This is a genomic window from Sphingomonas paeninsulae, assembly GCF_003660165.1.
In the GTDB taxonomy this organism is placed as follows: Bacteria; Pseudomonadota; Alphaproteobacteria; order Sphingomonadales; family Sphingomonadaceae; genus Sphingomonas_O; species Sphingomonas_O paeninsulae.
In genome coordinates, this window is sequence record NZ_CP032829.1 from 1,281,432 (window position 1) to 1,294,146 (window position 12,715).

Consider the following 12,715-nt stretch of genomic DNA (forward strand, 5'->3'; position numbering starts at 1 on the left):
CGGGGCGGGGCGGGCAGCGGCAATTATAGATCTAACGACTGGCGAGGACTTCGATGTGCGGCGCACCGGCGATGTGATTCGTCAGGCACTGGCGAACCGGATCGACCGCGCTGATTTGGCGCGACGGCTTGGTAGCGTCATTTCAAACGCATGGTTCGCGATGCGATTGATCGAAGCTGCTGTATCTATTTTGCTCGACCGTGTTGAAGGAGATGAAGACGGCTTCTGGCTCTCGAAACCAAAGGCAAACAACTGGACGGTGAGGATACGCAATTCAAACGCGACTTGTTTTCCATGCTTCAGGCCGCTTACATTTCGGGCCGTGACGTTGGCGAGGTTGACCTCATCAACGATGTGCCGAACGAAATGCGTTTCCACGTTTTAATACAGGATCAAGACTGGCAAGCTGAACTCGAACGAGCGGTCGCTTTGAAGGGGCGTGTGTGGTCATCCTCGCCTGAAGTCAGACCTATCGCTATACCCTCCGGCGAAGGTCGGGGCCTATACGCCTCAATTATCGAGCCTCAAGACTAAACAAGGAAGAGGTCTCAGTTGAAGTCATCATGGTCTAAGGAGTGATATGCTGACCCGTCCTCAATCGATCCTGCGCGACTTTCTCAAAACCGAAGCTGCTGGCGGCATATTGCTGATCGGAGCGGCGGCGTTGGCGATGGTGGTCGCCAATTCGTCCGTGGCCCCAGCTTATTTCCATCTCTTGCATCTCGAAACCGGCCCAACCCTCACCTCGCATATCGGCCCGATGACGGTCCATTTGTGGATCAACGATGCGTTGATGGCAGTGTTTTTCCTGCTCGTCGGTTTGGAGATCAAGCGCGAGTTCGTTGACGGGCATTTGTCGACATGGGCCGACCGAAGGCTACCGTTTCTCGCGGCAGCGGCAGGGATGATCGCGCCTGCGATTGTGTATCTGGCGGTCACGCGTGGCGACGCAAGCCTGACGCGCGGCTGGGCGATTCCAGCGGCAACCGACATTGCATTTGCGCTGGGATTGCTGGCTTTGCTGGGCAAACGCGCGCCGACGTCGTTGAAACTCTTTCTGACGACGGTGGCGATTGTCGATGATGTCGGGGCGGTGGCGATTATCGCGCTGTTTTACACGGCGTCGCTGAATTGGCTGGCGCTGGGGGCGGCCGTTGTAATTTTCGGGGCGATGCTGGCGATGAACCGATATGGCGTGGTGCGGGTGCGCTGGTATCTGATCGGTTTTGCGTTGCTTTGGTATGCGATGCTGGTGTCGGGGGTCCATGCGACGGTGGCGGGTGTCCTGGCGGCAGTTGCGGTGCCGGTGACGCGGACGCCGGGTGCGCCCGACAATGTGGAATCGCCGTTGCATCGGCTGGAGCATGGGCTGCAACCATGGGTCGCGTTTGCGATTGTGCCGCTGTTCGGCTTTGCCAACGCTGGCGTTTCACTTGGTGGAACTGGGGTGGCGTTTGCGCCATTGCCGCTGGGAATTGCGCTGGGGTTGTTTGTCGGAAAGCAGGCGGGTGTTTTCGGCGCGGTTTGGGGAGCAGCAAAGATGGGAATCGCCGTGCGTCCGACAGGAGCATCCTGGGCGCAAGTCTATGGTGTGGCGCTGTTGTGCGGGATCGGGTTTACGATGAGCTTGTTCATCGGTGGGCTGGCGTTTGCTACGCCCGAGCAGGCCGATGCGGTGAAGATCGGGGTGCTAATGGGGTCGATCGCTTCGGCTGTTGCGGGGTGCGCGGTGCTGTATTTTAGTGGCCGGGATCGTCCATAAGGGCGTCGATGCTGGCAAATTTGATCGAAGCGGGACTGGACTGAAGTCCATCACACTCAGCGACGAGCCCCCACCTCAAAACGTGTGAGGCGGAGGCTCGCAGTACCCTTACAGTTTGCTTGTCAGTTCCGGTACGATCTTGAATAGATCGCCGACGAGGCCGATGTCGGCAACCTGGAAGATCGGAGCATCATCGTCCTTGTTGATGGCGATGATGATTTTCGAATCCTTCATGCCCGCAAGATGCTGGATCGCGCCCGAAATACCGATGGCGATATAGACTTCGGGGGCAACGATCTTGCCGGTCTGGCCGACCTGATAGTCGTTCGGAACATAGCCCGCATCGACGGCCGCACGCGATGCGCCGACGCCCGCACCGAGCTTGTCGGCAAGAGGTTCGATGATCGTGTGGAAGTTTTCGGCGTTCTGAAGCGCGCGGCCACCGGAGACGATGATCTTTGCACTGGTCAGTTCGGGGCGTTCCGATTTCGCGATTTCCGCGCTGACGAACGTGGCGGTGCCGGCGTCGCCGGTCGAGGTCACGGCTTCGATCGTAGCGCTGCCGCCGGAGCGTTCCGCCTTTACGAAAGCCGTGCCGCGAACGGTGATGACTTTTTTCGCATCCGACGTCTGGACGGTGGCGATCGCGTTGCCGGCGTAGGTCGGGCGCGTGAACGTGTCTGGGCCGTCGATCGAAAGGATTTCGCTGATCTGCATGACATCGAGCAGAGCGGCGACGCGCGGTGCGATGTTCTTGCCGATGGCGGTCGCCGGCGCGAGGAACGCGTCGTGATGGCCCATCAGTTCGACGATCAGCGGTGCGACGTTTTCTGGAAGCGCGTGTTCGAAGGCAGCATCGTCAGCGACATGGACTTTGCCCACGCCAGCGATTTTTGCAGCTTCGGCAGCAATGGCATCGACGCCCTTACCGGCGACAATCAGATGCACTTCGCCGAGCAGCGCCGCGGCGGTGATGACGGGGAGCGTCGCGTCCTTGACCGCGCTGCCGTCGTGTTCGACCCAGACCAGAGTCTTCATGCTACCACTCCCAAAGTCTTTAGTTTGGCGACCAGTTCATCGACATCGGCGACCTTTACGCCGGCGATGCGTTTTGCTGGCTCGACCACTTTCAGCGTGGTCAGGCGCTTGGCGACATCGACGCCGTAATCGGCTGGCGTTTTCTGCGCCATCGGCTTCGATTTCGCCTTCATGATGTTGGGCAGCGATGCGTAGCGCGGCTCGTTCAGACGAAGGTCGGTCGTGACGATCGCTGGCATTTTCAAGGAGACCGTTTCCGATCCGCCATCAACTTCGCGCGTTACCTTTACGGTGTCGCCATTGACTTCGACGGCGCTGGCAAACGTACCCTGTGGACGGCCGAGCAGAGCGGCAAGCATTTGGCCGGTCTGGTTCGAATCGTCATCAATTGCCTGTTTGCCGAGGATGACCAGACCAGGCTGTTCTTCCTCAACAACCTTGGCGAGCAGCTTTGCAACGCCAAGCGGTTCGACTTCGGTTTCGCTGACGATCAGGATCGCGCGGTCGGCGCCCATAGCGAGGCCAGTGCGCAGCGTTTCCTGCGATTTCTGTTCGCCGATGGAGACAACGATCACTTCGGTCGCAACGCCTTTTTCGCGGAGGCGCAAGGCTTCCTCGACAGCGATTTCGTCGAACGGGTTCATGCTCATCTTGACGTTGGCCAGGTCGACGCCCGAACCGTCCGCCTTGACGCGCGGTTTCACATTATAATCGATGACCCGCTTTACGGGGACCAGAATCTTCATCTGCTTCTTTCTCCAATTGATGGGGCCTGTTCACGCGGACAGCCCCATCCCAACACCTCCCCTAAAAGAGGAGGGGCTTAATTCGTTACGCCGCGCGGACTTCGGCGACGATTTTCTTGGCTGCATCACCCAAGTCGTTGGCGGCAACGATCTTCAGGCCCGAATTGGCGAGGATCGCTTTGCCCTCTTCGACATTCGTGCCTTCAAGCCGAACGACGAGCGGGACCGAAAGGTTCACTTCCTTGGCCGCCGCAACGATACCATCGGCGATGATGTCGCACTTCATGATGCCACCGAAGATGTTGACGAGGATGCCCTTCACCGCAGGATCAGCGAGGATGATCTTGAATGCTGCCGTCACTTTTTCAGTGGTCGCGCCGCCGCCAACGTCGAGGAAGTTGGCAGGAAATTCGCCGTTCAGCTTAATGATGTCCATCGTCGCCATCGCAAGACCGGCACCATTGACCATGCAGCCGATGTTACCGTCGAGCTTGATATAGGCGAGGTCGTATTTCGAAGCTTCGACTTCGGCGGGATCTTCTTCGGTCAGGTCGCGCAGTTCCATCAGATCCTTGTGGCGGAACATTGCGTTGCCGTCGAAAGCCACCTTTGCATCGAGGACGAGCAACTTGCCATCATCGGTAACGGCGAGCGGGTTGATTTCGATCTGTTCAGCGTCAGTGCCGATGAATGCTGCGTAGAGTTTTTCGGTGACGTTCGCGGCTTGCTTGGCAAGGTCGCCGGTCAGGCCGAGTGCGGCAGCGACCGAGCGGCCGTGGTGCGGCATAATGCCAGTTGCTGGATCAACCGTGATCGACACGATCTTTTCAGGCGTGCTATGCGCAACGTCTTCGATGTTCATGCCGCCTTCGGTCGAGGCGACGATTGCGATCTTGCCCGAAACGCGGTCGACGAGGAGCGCGAGGTAGAATTCCTTGGCAATGTCGACGCCGTCGGTGACGTACAGGCGGTTGACCTGCTTGCCAGCGTCGCCGGTCTGGATCGTGACGAGCGTGTTACCGAGCATATCGGTTGCAGCCGCGCGAACTTCGTCAGCGGTCTTGGCGAGGCGGACACCGCCCTTTGCGTCGGGGCCGAGTTCCTTGAACTTGCCCTTGCCGCGGCCACCCGCGTGTATCTGCGCCTTTACGACATAAAGCGGTCCGGGAAGCTGGGCCGCTGCAGCGACGGCTTCCTCGACGCTCATCGCGGCAATGCCGGCTGGGATCGGCACGCCGAATTTAGCGAGCAGTTCTTTGGCTTGGTATTCATGGATGTTCACGGGGCAGCGCTCCTGATGGGATGGCTTGAAAAGAGTTGCGGTGCCTAAAGCATAGCTTGAGCCGGTTTGCCAACCTCTAGCTTGAGATTGCACACCGCAATGCAGCGATAGAGACAACTCCAAGGATTTCAGGATCGCCAAGCGCGCGCGTGCGATGGAGAAATTGCGCGGTGGTCAGTTCACCGATTCTCTGATCCCGCAGCGTCGTTATCGACAGAAGTCGGCGAAGCTGGAGGAGCGAGAGTCGATCGACCAGACGCTCTGCCATGCAGCTTGCGACAGGGGCCGACAGACCCGCGCTGATAAGGCCGGTTCGAATCCGCGACTCAGGGGTGGCACACGCAGACAACGCCAGAACGGCGCTTAGAACGATGAGTTTCTTCATGGTTTTGGCTGTACGGGGTCGGGCGTAAAAGAAAAGTACCGCTTCTCAAGGGACCGATGAAGCGGGACTTTAGAACGTTCGACACAATGCCTATAGAATGCCTATGACAATTCCCGGCCCCCTGCTCTTTCTGACCACCATCGTGGCCATGGAAGGCTTTGCCTATGTCGCCCACCGATGGGTGATGCACGGCTTTGGCTGGTTTCTTCACAAATCGCACCATCGCGCCCGCGCCGAACGATGGGAGCTGAACGACCTGTACGCTGTAATCTTTGCCGGACCGTCGATCCTGTTGCTGTTTGGCGGCGTGCAACTGGGATGGGGCGACTGGGCGACTTGGGTGGGCGCTGGAATCGCGGGTTATGGCGCGATCTATTTTGGATTTCATGACGTCATCGTCCACAAGCGCATCGACGCGCGCTATGTCCCACGATCGACATATATGAAGCGAATCGTCCAGGCGCATCGCCTTCACCATGTCGTCGAAACCAAGCACGGCACGGTGAGTTTTGGATTCTTGTGGGCACCCAAGCCCGAGAATTTGAAAGCTGAACTGAAACGCCGAAGGAATGCCGGCATTCGCGAATCGGTAAGTCGCTAAGTAGAGGGTCGATAGGGCTTGGCGTTGGTATCCAATATGTTGTCGATATCGTCAGCCTCGTCCTCCACATCACCGTCTTCAAAGTTCGAGCCGCCCAGATCGGGGGCCATGTCGGTAAGCAAGGTGCCGTCATATTGACCACCGCCCTCAACTTCGGCGACTTCAGCGCGCTGAGTTTCGTCATAGCCTTCGATATCAGGCTCATCTTCCGCACGCGCGCCACCGGGAACGTCGATGCGCCCGTCCAATGGGGCGTCGAATTTGCCTCTTGCCATAATTTACAACTCCATTGGGTGGCTGATTACCATAGATGTTAAGCGCGCGGTGGGCTTCGCAGTTCCAAAATGAAGCCGGATCGCTAGGTTGTTCGCATGACCCACATTACGATCAAGGAACCAACCAGCATTTGCCCACTCTCGCTGGCGCAGCAGGAAAATGATCCGGAAGGTTTCGCGCAGCAAATCGGAGGATCGTTCGAACGATTCGGCTTTGCGATCATTGCCGATCACGGGATCGACCATGTTTTGATTGCCGACGCGTGGGAGTTGACGCGGGCCTTTTTTGCCCAGTCCGAAGCGCAGAAGCTTCCCTATAAATCGCCCAAAGGCGGCGCACGGGGATTTACGCCGTTCGGAGTCGAGATCGCCAAAGGAGCAAGCGAAAACGACCTGAAGGAATTCTGGCACGTCGGGCGCGACCTGCCCGAGGGGCATGAATATAGCGATTCGATGCCGCCGAATATCTGGCCGGACCATCCTGAACGTTTCCAGCCTGTACTAACCGCGCTCTACGCCGAATTCGACCGGGTCGGCGCGCAATTGCTGTCGGCGATCGCGCTGTATCTGGGGCTGGATCGGGACTGGTTCGTGGAGCCGGTGCAGGATGGAAATTCGGTTTTGCGGCTGCTGCATTATCCCCCGGTTTCCATCGACGCGCCGGGAGTCCGGGCTGGCGCGCATGAGGACATCAACCTGATTACGCTGCTGTTGGGTGCCGAGGAGGCAGGATTGCAGTTGCTCGATCGGTCTGGCGCGTGGCTCGCTATCGATCCGCCAAAGGGTGCACTGGTCGTCAACGTGGGCGATATGTTGCAACGGCTAACCAACCACATACTGCCATCGACGACGCATCGGGTTGTAAATCCGCCCCCCGAACGACGGGGCATCGCGCGATATTCAATGCCATTTTTTCTGCATCTGGCGTCGGACTTTCCGATCCGGACGCTGCCCGGATGCGTGAGTGCCGCGCGACCAGACCTGTATCCCGACACGATCACGGCCGACGAATATTTGCAGCAAAGGTTGAAAGAGATCGGGTTGCTCTAGATAGGGCGGCGCATGACTGAATCCCTGAAGACCGAACCCCTGAAAATCGCCCTGGCAGGACTTGGCACCGTTGGCGGCGGCGTTGTGAAATTACTCGATGCGAATCGCGAACTGATTACGCGACGGGCGGGACGGCCGATCGAGGTTGTTGCGATCAACGCACGCGATCGGTCGCGCGACCGGGGTTTCGACCTGAACCGCTTCGATTGGGTGGACGATACGACGGCACTGGCGACGCGCAGCGACGTCGATGTCGTGGTCGAACTTATCGGCGGATCGGACGGCCCGGCACTGACGCTGGCCAAGGCGACGATTGCGAGCGGCAAGGCGTTCGTGACGGCGAACAAGGCGATGATCGCACATCATGGGCTGGCTTTGGCACAAGCTGCGCAGGATGCCGGGACCGCGTTGAAGTACGAAGCTGCGGTTGCTGGCGGCATTCCGGTGATCAAGGGACTGCGCGAAGGTGCCGCGGCCAATGTGCTCTCACAGGTTTATGGAATCTTGAACGGCACCTGCAATTACATCCTGACGCGGATGGAGGCGGAGGGGTCCGATTTCGGCGACGTGCTGGCCGATGCTCAGGCGCTTGGTTTTGCCGAGGCGGACCCCTCGTTCGATGTCGATGGCGTGGATGCGGCGCATAAGCTGAGCATTCTCGCCAGTCTGGCATTCGGAACGCGGATCGATTTCGATGGCGTGCGGTTGGGCGGGATTCGAAACGTATTGGGCGGCGATATTGCGCAGGCGCGGGCGCTGGGCTTTTGCGTGCGGCTGGTCGGGTTGGCGGAGGCGGATGCCAGTGGGCTGTTCCAGCGGGTTCACCCGTGTCTGGTGCCGCTGGGCCACCCGCTTGCCCATGTGCAGGGCGCGATGAATGCGGTTGTGGCCGAGGGTAATTTCGTGGGGCGGCTGTTCTTTGAAGGACGCGGCGCGGGCGAAGGGCCGACGGCGAGTGCGGTCGTTGCCGACCTGATCGACGTGGCACGGGGCGAAGTGGGTCCAGCATTTGCAATGCCGGTGGCGAGTCTGGCCGCGCCGGAAACGGCGGACGCGGGGGCGCGGCGCGAGCGGAGTTATTTGCGCTTCACCGTTGCGGACCGTCCGGGCGTGCTTGCAGAAATCACAGCGGCAATGCGTGATGCCGGGGTTTCCATCGAAAGCATGATCCAGCGCGGGGAGGCACCGGATGGTGGCGTTTTGCTTGTCATGACCACGCATGAAGGGCCAGCGCGGGCGGTGGTGGCTGCGCTTGAGCGGCTTGAGGGCAGCCCGAGCATGACCGGCAAACCGATGTGGATGCCCATTCTGGACGTTTGATTGTTAATTGGCGGTCGCCTATTGCGGCGCAGCACTGAAAAGGAAGAATAGAATCATGGTGATCGCAAGCGACGTTCTCGACCGCGTTCTCGTGCTCGAAATGGTGCGCGTCACCGAAGCAGCGGCGATTGCGGCTGCTACATTGGTTGGCCGGGGCGACGAGAAAGCCGCCGATGCTGCCGCTGTAGAAGCGATGCGTGCTGCGCTGAACGAACTCTATATGGACGGCACTGTCGTCATCGGAGAGGGCGAGCGCGACGAAGCGCCGATGCTATATATTGGTGAGAAAGTCGGTTCGGCGATCGGTACGGGTCCAAAGATCGACATCGCGCTCGATCCTCTGGAAGGCACGACGATTACGGCAAAGGCCGGACCGAATGCGCTGGCGGTGCTGGCGGTGGCGGAACACGGCAATCTGCTGAACGCGCCTGATGTTTACATGGAGAAGCTGGCGGTTGGTCCGGGCTATCCCGAAGGCGTAATCGACCTGCGCAAGACGGCGACCGAGAATATTCACGCAGTCGCCAAGGCCAAGGGTGTCGAGCCGCACGAGATTATCGCGTGCGTGCTGGATCGCCCGCGTCATGAAAAACTGATTGCCGAGCTGCGGCTGGTCGGTTGCGGTGTCATGCTGATCGGTGATGGCGATGTTGCCGGCGTGATCGCGACAACCAATCCCGATACGACAATCGACATTTACATGGGCTCTGGCGGCGCACCTGAGGGTGTGCTGGCTGCGGCGGCACTGCGCTGCGTTGGTGGCCAGTTCAAGGGCAAGCTGATCTTTCGCAACGACGACGAGCGTGCGCGGGCAAAGAAATGGGGCATCACCGACCTCGATTATATCTACGATCTGACCGAGCTGGCGAAGGGCGACTGCATCTTTGCCGCAACAGGGGTGACCGACGGTTCGCTGCTGGCAGGCGTCAAAAAGCTGAAGGGTGGCATGATGACCACCGAAAGCGTCGTGATGCGCGCGAGTTCGGGGACCGTGCGCTGGGTCAAGGGCGAACATCGCAAGGTTTGAGCGGCTGGTTAGCAGAAACCCGTCGATCGGCCCGCTTGCGCCAAAGTGCGCGAGCGGGCCGATGACAATCTTTGCAATTCCACTCGCATCTGCCGTCTTAGTTCGCTAACACACCGGATTATGAGAGAACGTTTCCCCAGTAGCGACGATCTGAGGAACGACACATCCGCCGCTGAATTTGCGCTGCCCCGCGCTGGCGTGCCGCAGCCGTCCAAATGGAAATCTCGGCGGGTCTGGATCAAGCGCGGGCTGTGGACTGCGTTCGCACTGTTCATGGCCCTTTTCGCATGGCTGGCGCTGACGGCCCCTTTGTCGCGGTCGTTGAAGCCGATGGCCCCACCGCGGATCACACTGTTGGCGGCGAACGGGCAGCCGATCGCGCAAAAGGGCGCGGTGGTCGATCGGCCGGTAAAGGCTTCCGAGCTTCCGGCGACCGTCAAACAGGCCTTCATCGCGATCGAGGACAGACGATTCTATACCCATTGGGGCGTCGATCCGCGCGGGATGTTGCGGGCGGCTTGGAATAACGCGCGCGGCGGCGGCACGCAGGGCGGCAGCACGATCACGCAGCAGCTTGCGAAAATGACCTTCCTGTCGCCTGAGCGCAATCTGGGTCGCAAGGCGCGCGAGATGCTGATCGCCTTTTGGCTGGAGGGGTGGCTGACCAAAGATCAGATCCTCGAGCGCTATCTGTCGAACGCCTATTTCGGTGACAATGTATATGGCCTGCGTGCCGCCTCGTTACGTTATTTCAACCGCCAGCCGGAGCGATTGACGCTGGCGCAGGGAGCGATGCTCGCCGGGCTTGTGCAGGCTCCGTCGCGGCTGGCACCGTCGCGCAATCTGGCGGGTGCGCAGGCGCGCAGTCGACTTGTGCTGGGCGCGATGGCGGAAGCGGGGTTTATAACGGCGCAGCAGGCCCTGGAAACGCCGGTGGCGATAACGAACCTGCGCAATGTCAGCGCGCTGCCGACGGGGACATATTTCGCCGACTGGGCAATGCCACAGGCGCGCGCGCTGACCGAACAGGTTTACGGCGACACGCAAGTGACGACGACACTGGACGCGCGGATGCAGAAACTGGCGCGAGCGGCGGTGGCGCGCGCGGCGCTGGGGAACGCGCAGGTCGCGCTGGTGGCAATGCGCCCCAATGGTGAGGTCGTCGCGATGATCGGCGGCCGCAGCTACGACAAATCACCCTTCAACCGCGCGACACAGGCACGCCGCCAGCCGGGGTCGACGTTCAAACTGTTCGTCTATCTGGCTGCGCTGCGTTCGGGAATGACGCCTGACACACTGATCGACGACAGCCCGATCGTCGAAGGCGGCTATCGCCCGAAGAACAGCAGCGCACACTATCGGGGGGAGGTCACGCTGCGCCAGGCATTTGCACGGTCGAGCAATGTCGCGGCAGTGCGCCTGTATCAAAAGCTGGGGCCGGAGGCGATCATACAGGCGGCACGCGATCTGGGCGTAAGCAGTCCCCTGACGGCCGATCCTACACTGGCGCTGGGTTCGTCGGGAGTAACCTTGCTTGAGCTCACGTCGGCCTATGCTTCGGTGGCGGCGAACGATTGGCCGGTCGCGCCACACGGCATTCCCCGCGACGAACCCGGACTCTTCGAGCGGCTGATCCGGCCAAGCCACAGTTTCGATGGGCCGACCTTATCGATGATGCGGGATTTGTTGCGGGCTGTGATCGTTCAGGGAACAGGGCGCGGCGCGGCGCTGGCAATCGAGGCCTTCGGTAAAACTGGCACCAGTCAGGACAATCGCGACGCCCTGTTCGTGGGGTATGCTGGCGACCTGATCGTCGGTGTGTGGGTCGGCAATGACGACAATACGCCCCTAAAAGGGATACATGGTGGCGGGCTGCCTGCAAAAATCTGGCGCGACTTCATGGGCAGCGCAATTCCGGGCGCGCGCCCGATAATTACCCCGGTCACTCCCAAGCTCGATGAGGCTCCGCCCGAAACCGATGACCTGCCATTCGGCCTCGATAACATGCAGGTCAAACTGGGTAATGACAGCGGCCTGACCATAAATACCCAGGTCGCGGGCGTACCATTGGACGTCAAACTGGATCAGAACGGACTGTCTATTCAGACGCCAAAGCCACAGGCTCCTGAAAAGCAATAACAAACACGCTAACCTTGGGCGGTTGTTAGTGCGTAATCGGACCGACCGATTGTCTTAGGTGTCCTAACGTTACGGGCGTATAACGGTGGCATCGGCTGCTGGCTTTAGGGGCGCGGCCGGCTGAGAGATGATTGTCTCCCGCCCATAGCGCGGGGAAATCATGTCAGGCGCAGCACATAACAAGTTTCAGAATGAACTTCTCGCACGACTTTCGCCCACTGACTTGAGTTTGTTTTCGGCAGAACTGGTTCCGATACAGTTCGAAAAGCGCGATCTACTGATTGCTGCCGACAAGACGATTCAACGCACTTACTTTCTTGAATCGGGTATTGCCTCAGTGGTGGCCGCGACCGCCGATGGCACGCAGACCGAGGTCGGCATCATCGGCAAGGAAGGGATGGTCGACATTGCGACCGCGCTGGGCAGCGTAACGGCACCGCTGGAAATATTCGTCCAGGCTTCAGGGCATGGTTACAGCCTGCCCAGCACGGTCTTTCAGGATGCCATGGCCCAAAGCCCCACGTTGCAACACGCGATGCTTGCTTATGCCCAAGTATTTCTGGTGCAGGTTTCACATACTGCGCTTGCGGCGGCTTCGCTTTCAATCAAGGCGCGCCTCGCACGTTGGCTACTGATGTGTGACGACCGAACCGAAGGTACCGAAATTCCCATGACGCACGAATTCCTGTCACTGATGCTGAGCGTCCGTCGTCCGGGAGTCACGGAAGCGGTGCAGGCCGTCGAGGCAACGGGGGCCGTACGCGCCCACCGGGGCATGATCGAAATACGCGACCGATCGATATTGGAGCGGATCGCAGGCAATGGTTACGGCGGACCCGAGGCTTATTCGGTCAAACTGTTAAACTGACAGAGGCCATGGCGCGGCGAGCCGACCGGGAACTGTGGAAAGTTGGGTCACTCTTTCGCGATAGGCTTCGGCCATCTGCCGGTGGATGATCGCGATTTGGGGGCTGCCAATTGACATCGCACGCGCAGCCTCTTCCTCTGCGCGTCGGCAGGAATAGCTCAGATCATCTTCTTGCATCTTCTACCTTCCGGTTCACAATCCCCGAACGCTTGGTCGTGATCG

14 protein-coding genes are annotated in these 12,715 nt (G+C 59.8%); 7 read left to right on the forward strand and 7 right to left on the reverse strand.

Annotation, left to right across the window (positions count from 1 at the left end; genetic code table 11):
- Window positions 1-81: 81 nt before the first annotated feature.
- Window positions 82-378: a hypothetical protein gene (locus tag D3Y57_RS11855; RefSeq protein WP_121153162.1), complete on the reverse strand. Its 297-nt coding sequence runs from the start codon at window positions 376-378 to the stop codon at window positions 82-84.
- A 202-nt stretch (window positions 379-580) separates the two neighbouring features.
- Between D3Y57_RS11855 and nhaA the strand changes: the two genes are divergently transcribed.
- Window positions 581-1,762, forward strand: a complete 1,182-nt coding sequence (nhaA, locus tag D3Y57_RS11860) for a Na+/H+ antiporter NhaA (RefSeq protein ID WP_121153163.1) — start codon at window positions 581-583, stop codon at window positions 1,760-1,762.
- Between the two features lie 108 nt (window positions 1,763-1,870).
- Here the strand turns inward: nhaA and D3Y57_RS11865 are convergent, their stop codons facing one another.
- The 4 genes from D3Y57_RS11865 to D3Y57_RS11880 all read right to left on the reverse strand — a co-directional run bounded on the left by D3Y57_RS11865 (window position 1,871) and on the right by D3Y57_RS11880 (window position 5,213).
- A complete protein-coding gene (locus D3Y57_RS11865) occupies window positions 1,871-2,800 on the reverse strand; it encodes an electron transfer flavoprotein subunit alpha/FixB family protein (RefSeq protein WP_121153164.1) in 930 nt (309 codons plus the stop codon).
- Window positions 2,797-3,546, reverse strand: a complete 750-nt coding sequence (locus D3Y57_RS11870; RefSeq protein WP_121153165.1) for an electron transfer flavoprotein subunit beta/FixA family protein — start codon at window positions 3,544-3,546, stop codon at window positions 2,797-2,799. The genes D3Y57_RS11865 and D3Y57_RS11870 overlap by 4 nt, the downstream gene beginning before the upstream one ends.
- Window positions 3,547-3,631: 85 nt before the next feature.
- Window positions 3,632-4,828 carry an ADP-forming succinate--CoA ligase subunit beta gene (gene sucC, locus D3Y57_RS11875; protein ID WP_121153166.1) on the reverse strand — a complete coding sequence of 399 codons (1,197 nt, stop codon included), beginning with the start codon at window positions 4,826-4,828 and terminating at the stop codon, window positions 3,632-3,634.
- Between the two features lie 76 nt (window positions 4,829-4,904).
- Window positions 4,905-5,213, reverse strand: coding sequence for a hypothetical protein (locus D3Y57_RS11880; protein ID WP_121153167.1), 309 nt, complete (start codon window positions 5,211-5,213; stop codon window positions 4,905-4,907).
- Window positions 5,214-5,316: 103 nt separating this feature from the next.
- Here D3Y57_RS11880 and D3Y57_RS11885 point away from each other — a divergent pair, with 103 nt between their 5' ends.
- Window positions 5,317-5,814 (forward strand): sterol desaturase family protein, encoded by a 498-nt coding sequence (locus tag D3Y57_RS11885; RefSeq protein WP_121153168.1) that lies wholly within the window; start codon window positions 5,317-5,319, stop codon window positions 5,812-5,814.
- Here D3Y57_RS11885 and D3Y57_RS11890 read toward each other — a convergent pair.
- Complete coding sequence (locus D3Y57_RS11890) at window positions 5,811-6,089, reverse strand: hypothetical protein (protein ID WP_121153169.1); 279 nt, start codon at window positions 6,087-6,089, stop codon at window positions 5,811-5,813. The genes D3Y57_RS11885 and D3Y57_RS11890 overlap by 4 nt on opposite strands.
- Window positions 6,090-6,185: 96 nt before the next feature.
- Here D3Y57_RS11890 and D3Y57_RS11895 point away from each other — a divergent pair, with 96 nt between their 5' ends.
- The 5 genes from D3Y57_RS11895 to D3Y57_RS11915 all read left to right on the forward strand — a co-directional run bounded on the left by D3Y57_RS11895 (window position 6,186) and on the right by D3Y57_RS11915 (window position 12,493).
- Window positions 6,186-7,139 (forward strand): isopenicillin N synthase family dioxygenase, encoded by a 954-nt coding sequence (locus D3Y57_RS11895; protein WP_121153170.1) that lies wholly within the window; start codon window positions 6,186-6,188, stop codon window positions 7,137-7,139.
- A gap of 12 nt (window positions 7,140-7,151) precedes the next feature.
- Window positions 7,152-8,459 carry a homoserine dehydrogenase gene (locus D3Y57_RS11900; protein ID WP_121153171.1) on the forward strand — a complete coding sequence of 436 codons (1,308 nt, stop codon included), beginning with the start codon at window positions 7,152-7,154 and terminating at the stop codon, window positions 8,457-8,459.
- Between the two features lie 55 nt (window positions 8,460-8,514).
- Window positions 8,515-9,486, forward strand: coding sequence for a class II fructose-bisphosphatase (gene glpX, locus D3Y57_RS11905; protein ID WP_121153172.1), 972 nt, complete (start codon window positions 8,515-8,517; stop codon window positions 9,484-9,486).
- Window positions 9,487-9,606: 120 nt separating this feature from the next.
- On the forward strand, window positions 9,607-11,625 hold the full coding sequence (locus tag D3Y57_RS11910; protein ID WP_121153173.1) for a transglycosylase domain-containing protein: 2,019 nt from the start codon (window positions 9,607-9,609) through the stop codon (window positions 11,623-11,625).
- Between the two features lie 160 nt (window positions 11,626-11,785).
- A complete protein-coding gene (locus D3Y57_RS11915) occupies window positions 11,786-12,493 on the forward strand; it encodes a Crp/Fnr family transcriptional regulator (RefSeq protein WP_121153174.1) in 708 nt (235 codons plus the stop codon).
- Here D3Y57_RS11915 and D3Y57_RS11920 read toward each other — a convergent pair.
- Window positions 12,485-12,670: a hypothetical protein gene (locus tag D3Y57_RS11920; RefSeq protein WP_121153175.1), complete on the reverse strand. Its 186-nt coding sequence runs from the start codon at window positions 12,668-12,670 to the stop codon at window positions 12,485-12,487. The genes D3Y57_RS11915 and D3Y57_RS11920 overlap by 9 nt on opposite strands.
- Between the last annotated feature and the right edge of the window lie 45 nt (window positions 12,671-12,715).

Coding starts and splice junctions, on each gene's coding strand:
- D3Y57_RS11920 (WP_121153175.1), bottom strand. CDS start 12,670: ATGCAAGAAGATGATCTGAGCTATTCCTGCCGACGCGCAGAGGAAGAG.
- D3Y57_RS11900 (WP_121153171.1), top strand. CDS start 7,152: ATGACTGAATCCCTGAAGACCGAACCCCTGAAAATCGCCCTGGCAGGA.
- nhaA (WP_121153163.1), top strand. CDS start 581: ATGCTGACCCGTCCTCAATCGATCCTGCGCGACTTTCTCAAAACCGAA.
- glpX (WP_121153172.1), top strand. CDS start 8,515: ATGGTGATCGCAAGCGACGTTCTCGACCGCGTTCTCGTGCTCGAAATG.
- D3Y57_RS11885 (WP_121153168.1), top strand. CDS start 5,317: ATGACAATTCCCGGCCCCCTGCTCTTTCTGACCACCATCGTGGCCATG.
- D3Y57_RS11880 (WP_121153167.1), bottom strand. CDS start 5,213: ATGAAGAAACTCATCGTTCTAAGCGCCGTTCTGGCGTTGTCTGCGTGT.
- D3Y57_RS11915 (WP_121153174.1), top strand. CDS start 11,786: ATGTCAGGCGCAGCACATAACAAGTTTCAGAATGAACTTCTCGCACGA.
- D3Y57_RS11865 (WP_121153164.1), bottom strand. CDS start 2,800: ATGAAGACTCTGGTCTGGGTCGAACACGACGGCAGCGCGGTCAAGGAC.
- D3Y57_RS11910 (WP_121153173.1), top strand. CDS start 9,607: ATGAGAGAACGTTTCCCCAGTAGCGACGATCTGAGGAACGACACATCC.
- D3Y57_RS11890 (WP_121153169.1), bottom strand. CDS start 6,089: ATGGCAAGAGGCAAATTCGACGCCCCATTGGACGGGCGCATCGACGTT.
- D3Y57_RS11895 (WP_121153170.1), top strand. CDS start 6,186: ATGACCCACATTACGATCAAGGAACCAACCAGCATTTGCCCACTCTCG.
- D3Y57_RS11870 (WP_121153165.1), bottom strand. CDS start 3,546: ATGAAGATTCTGGTCCCCGTAAAGCGGGTCATCGATTATAATGTGAAA.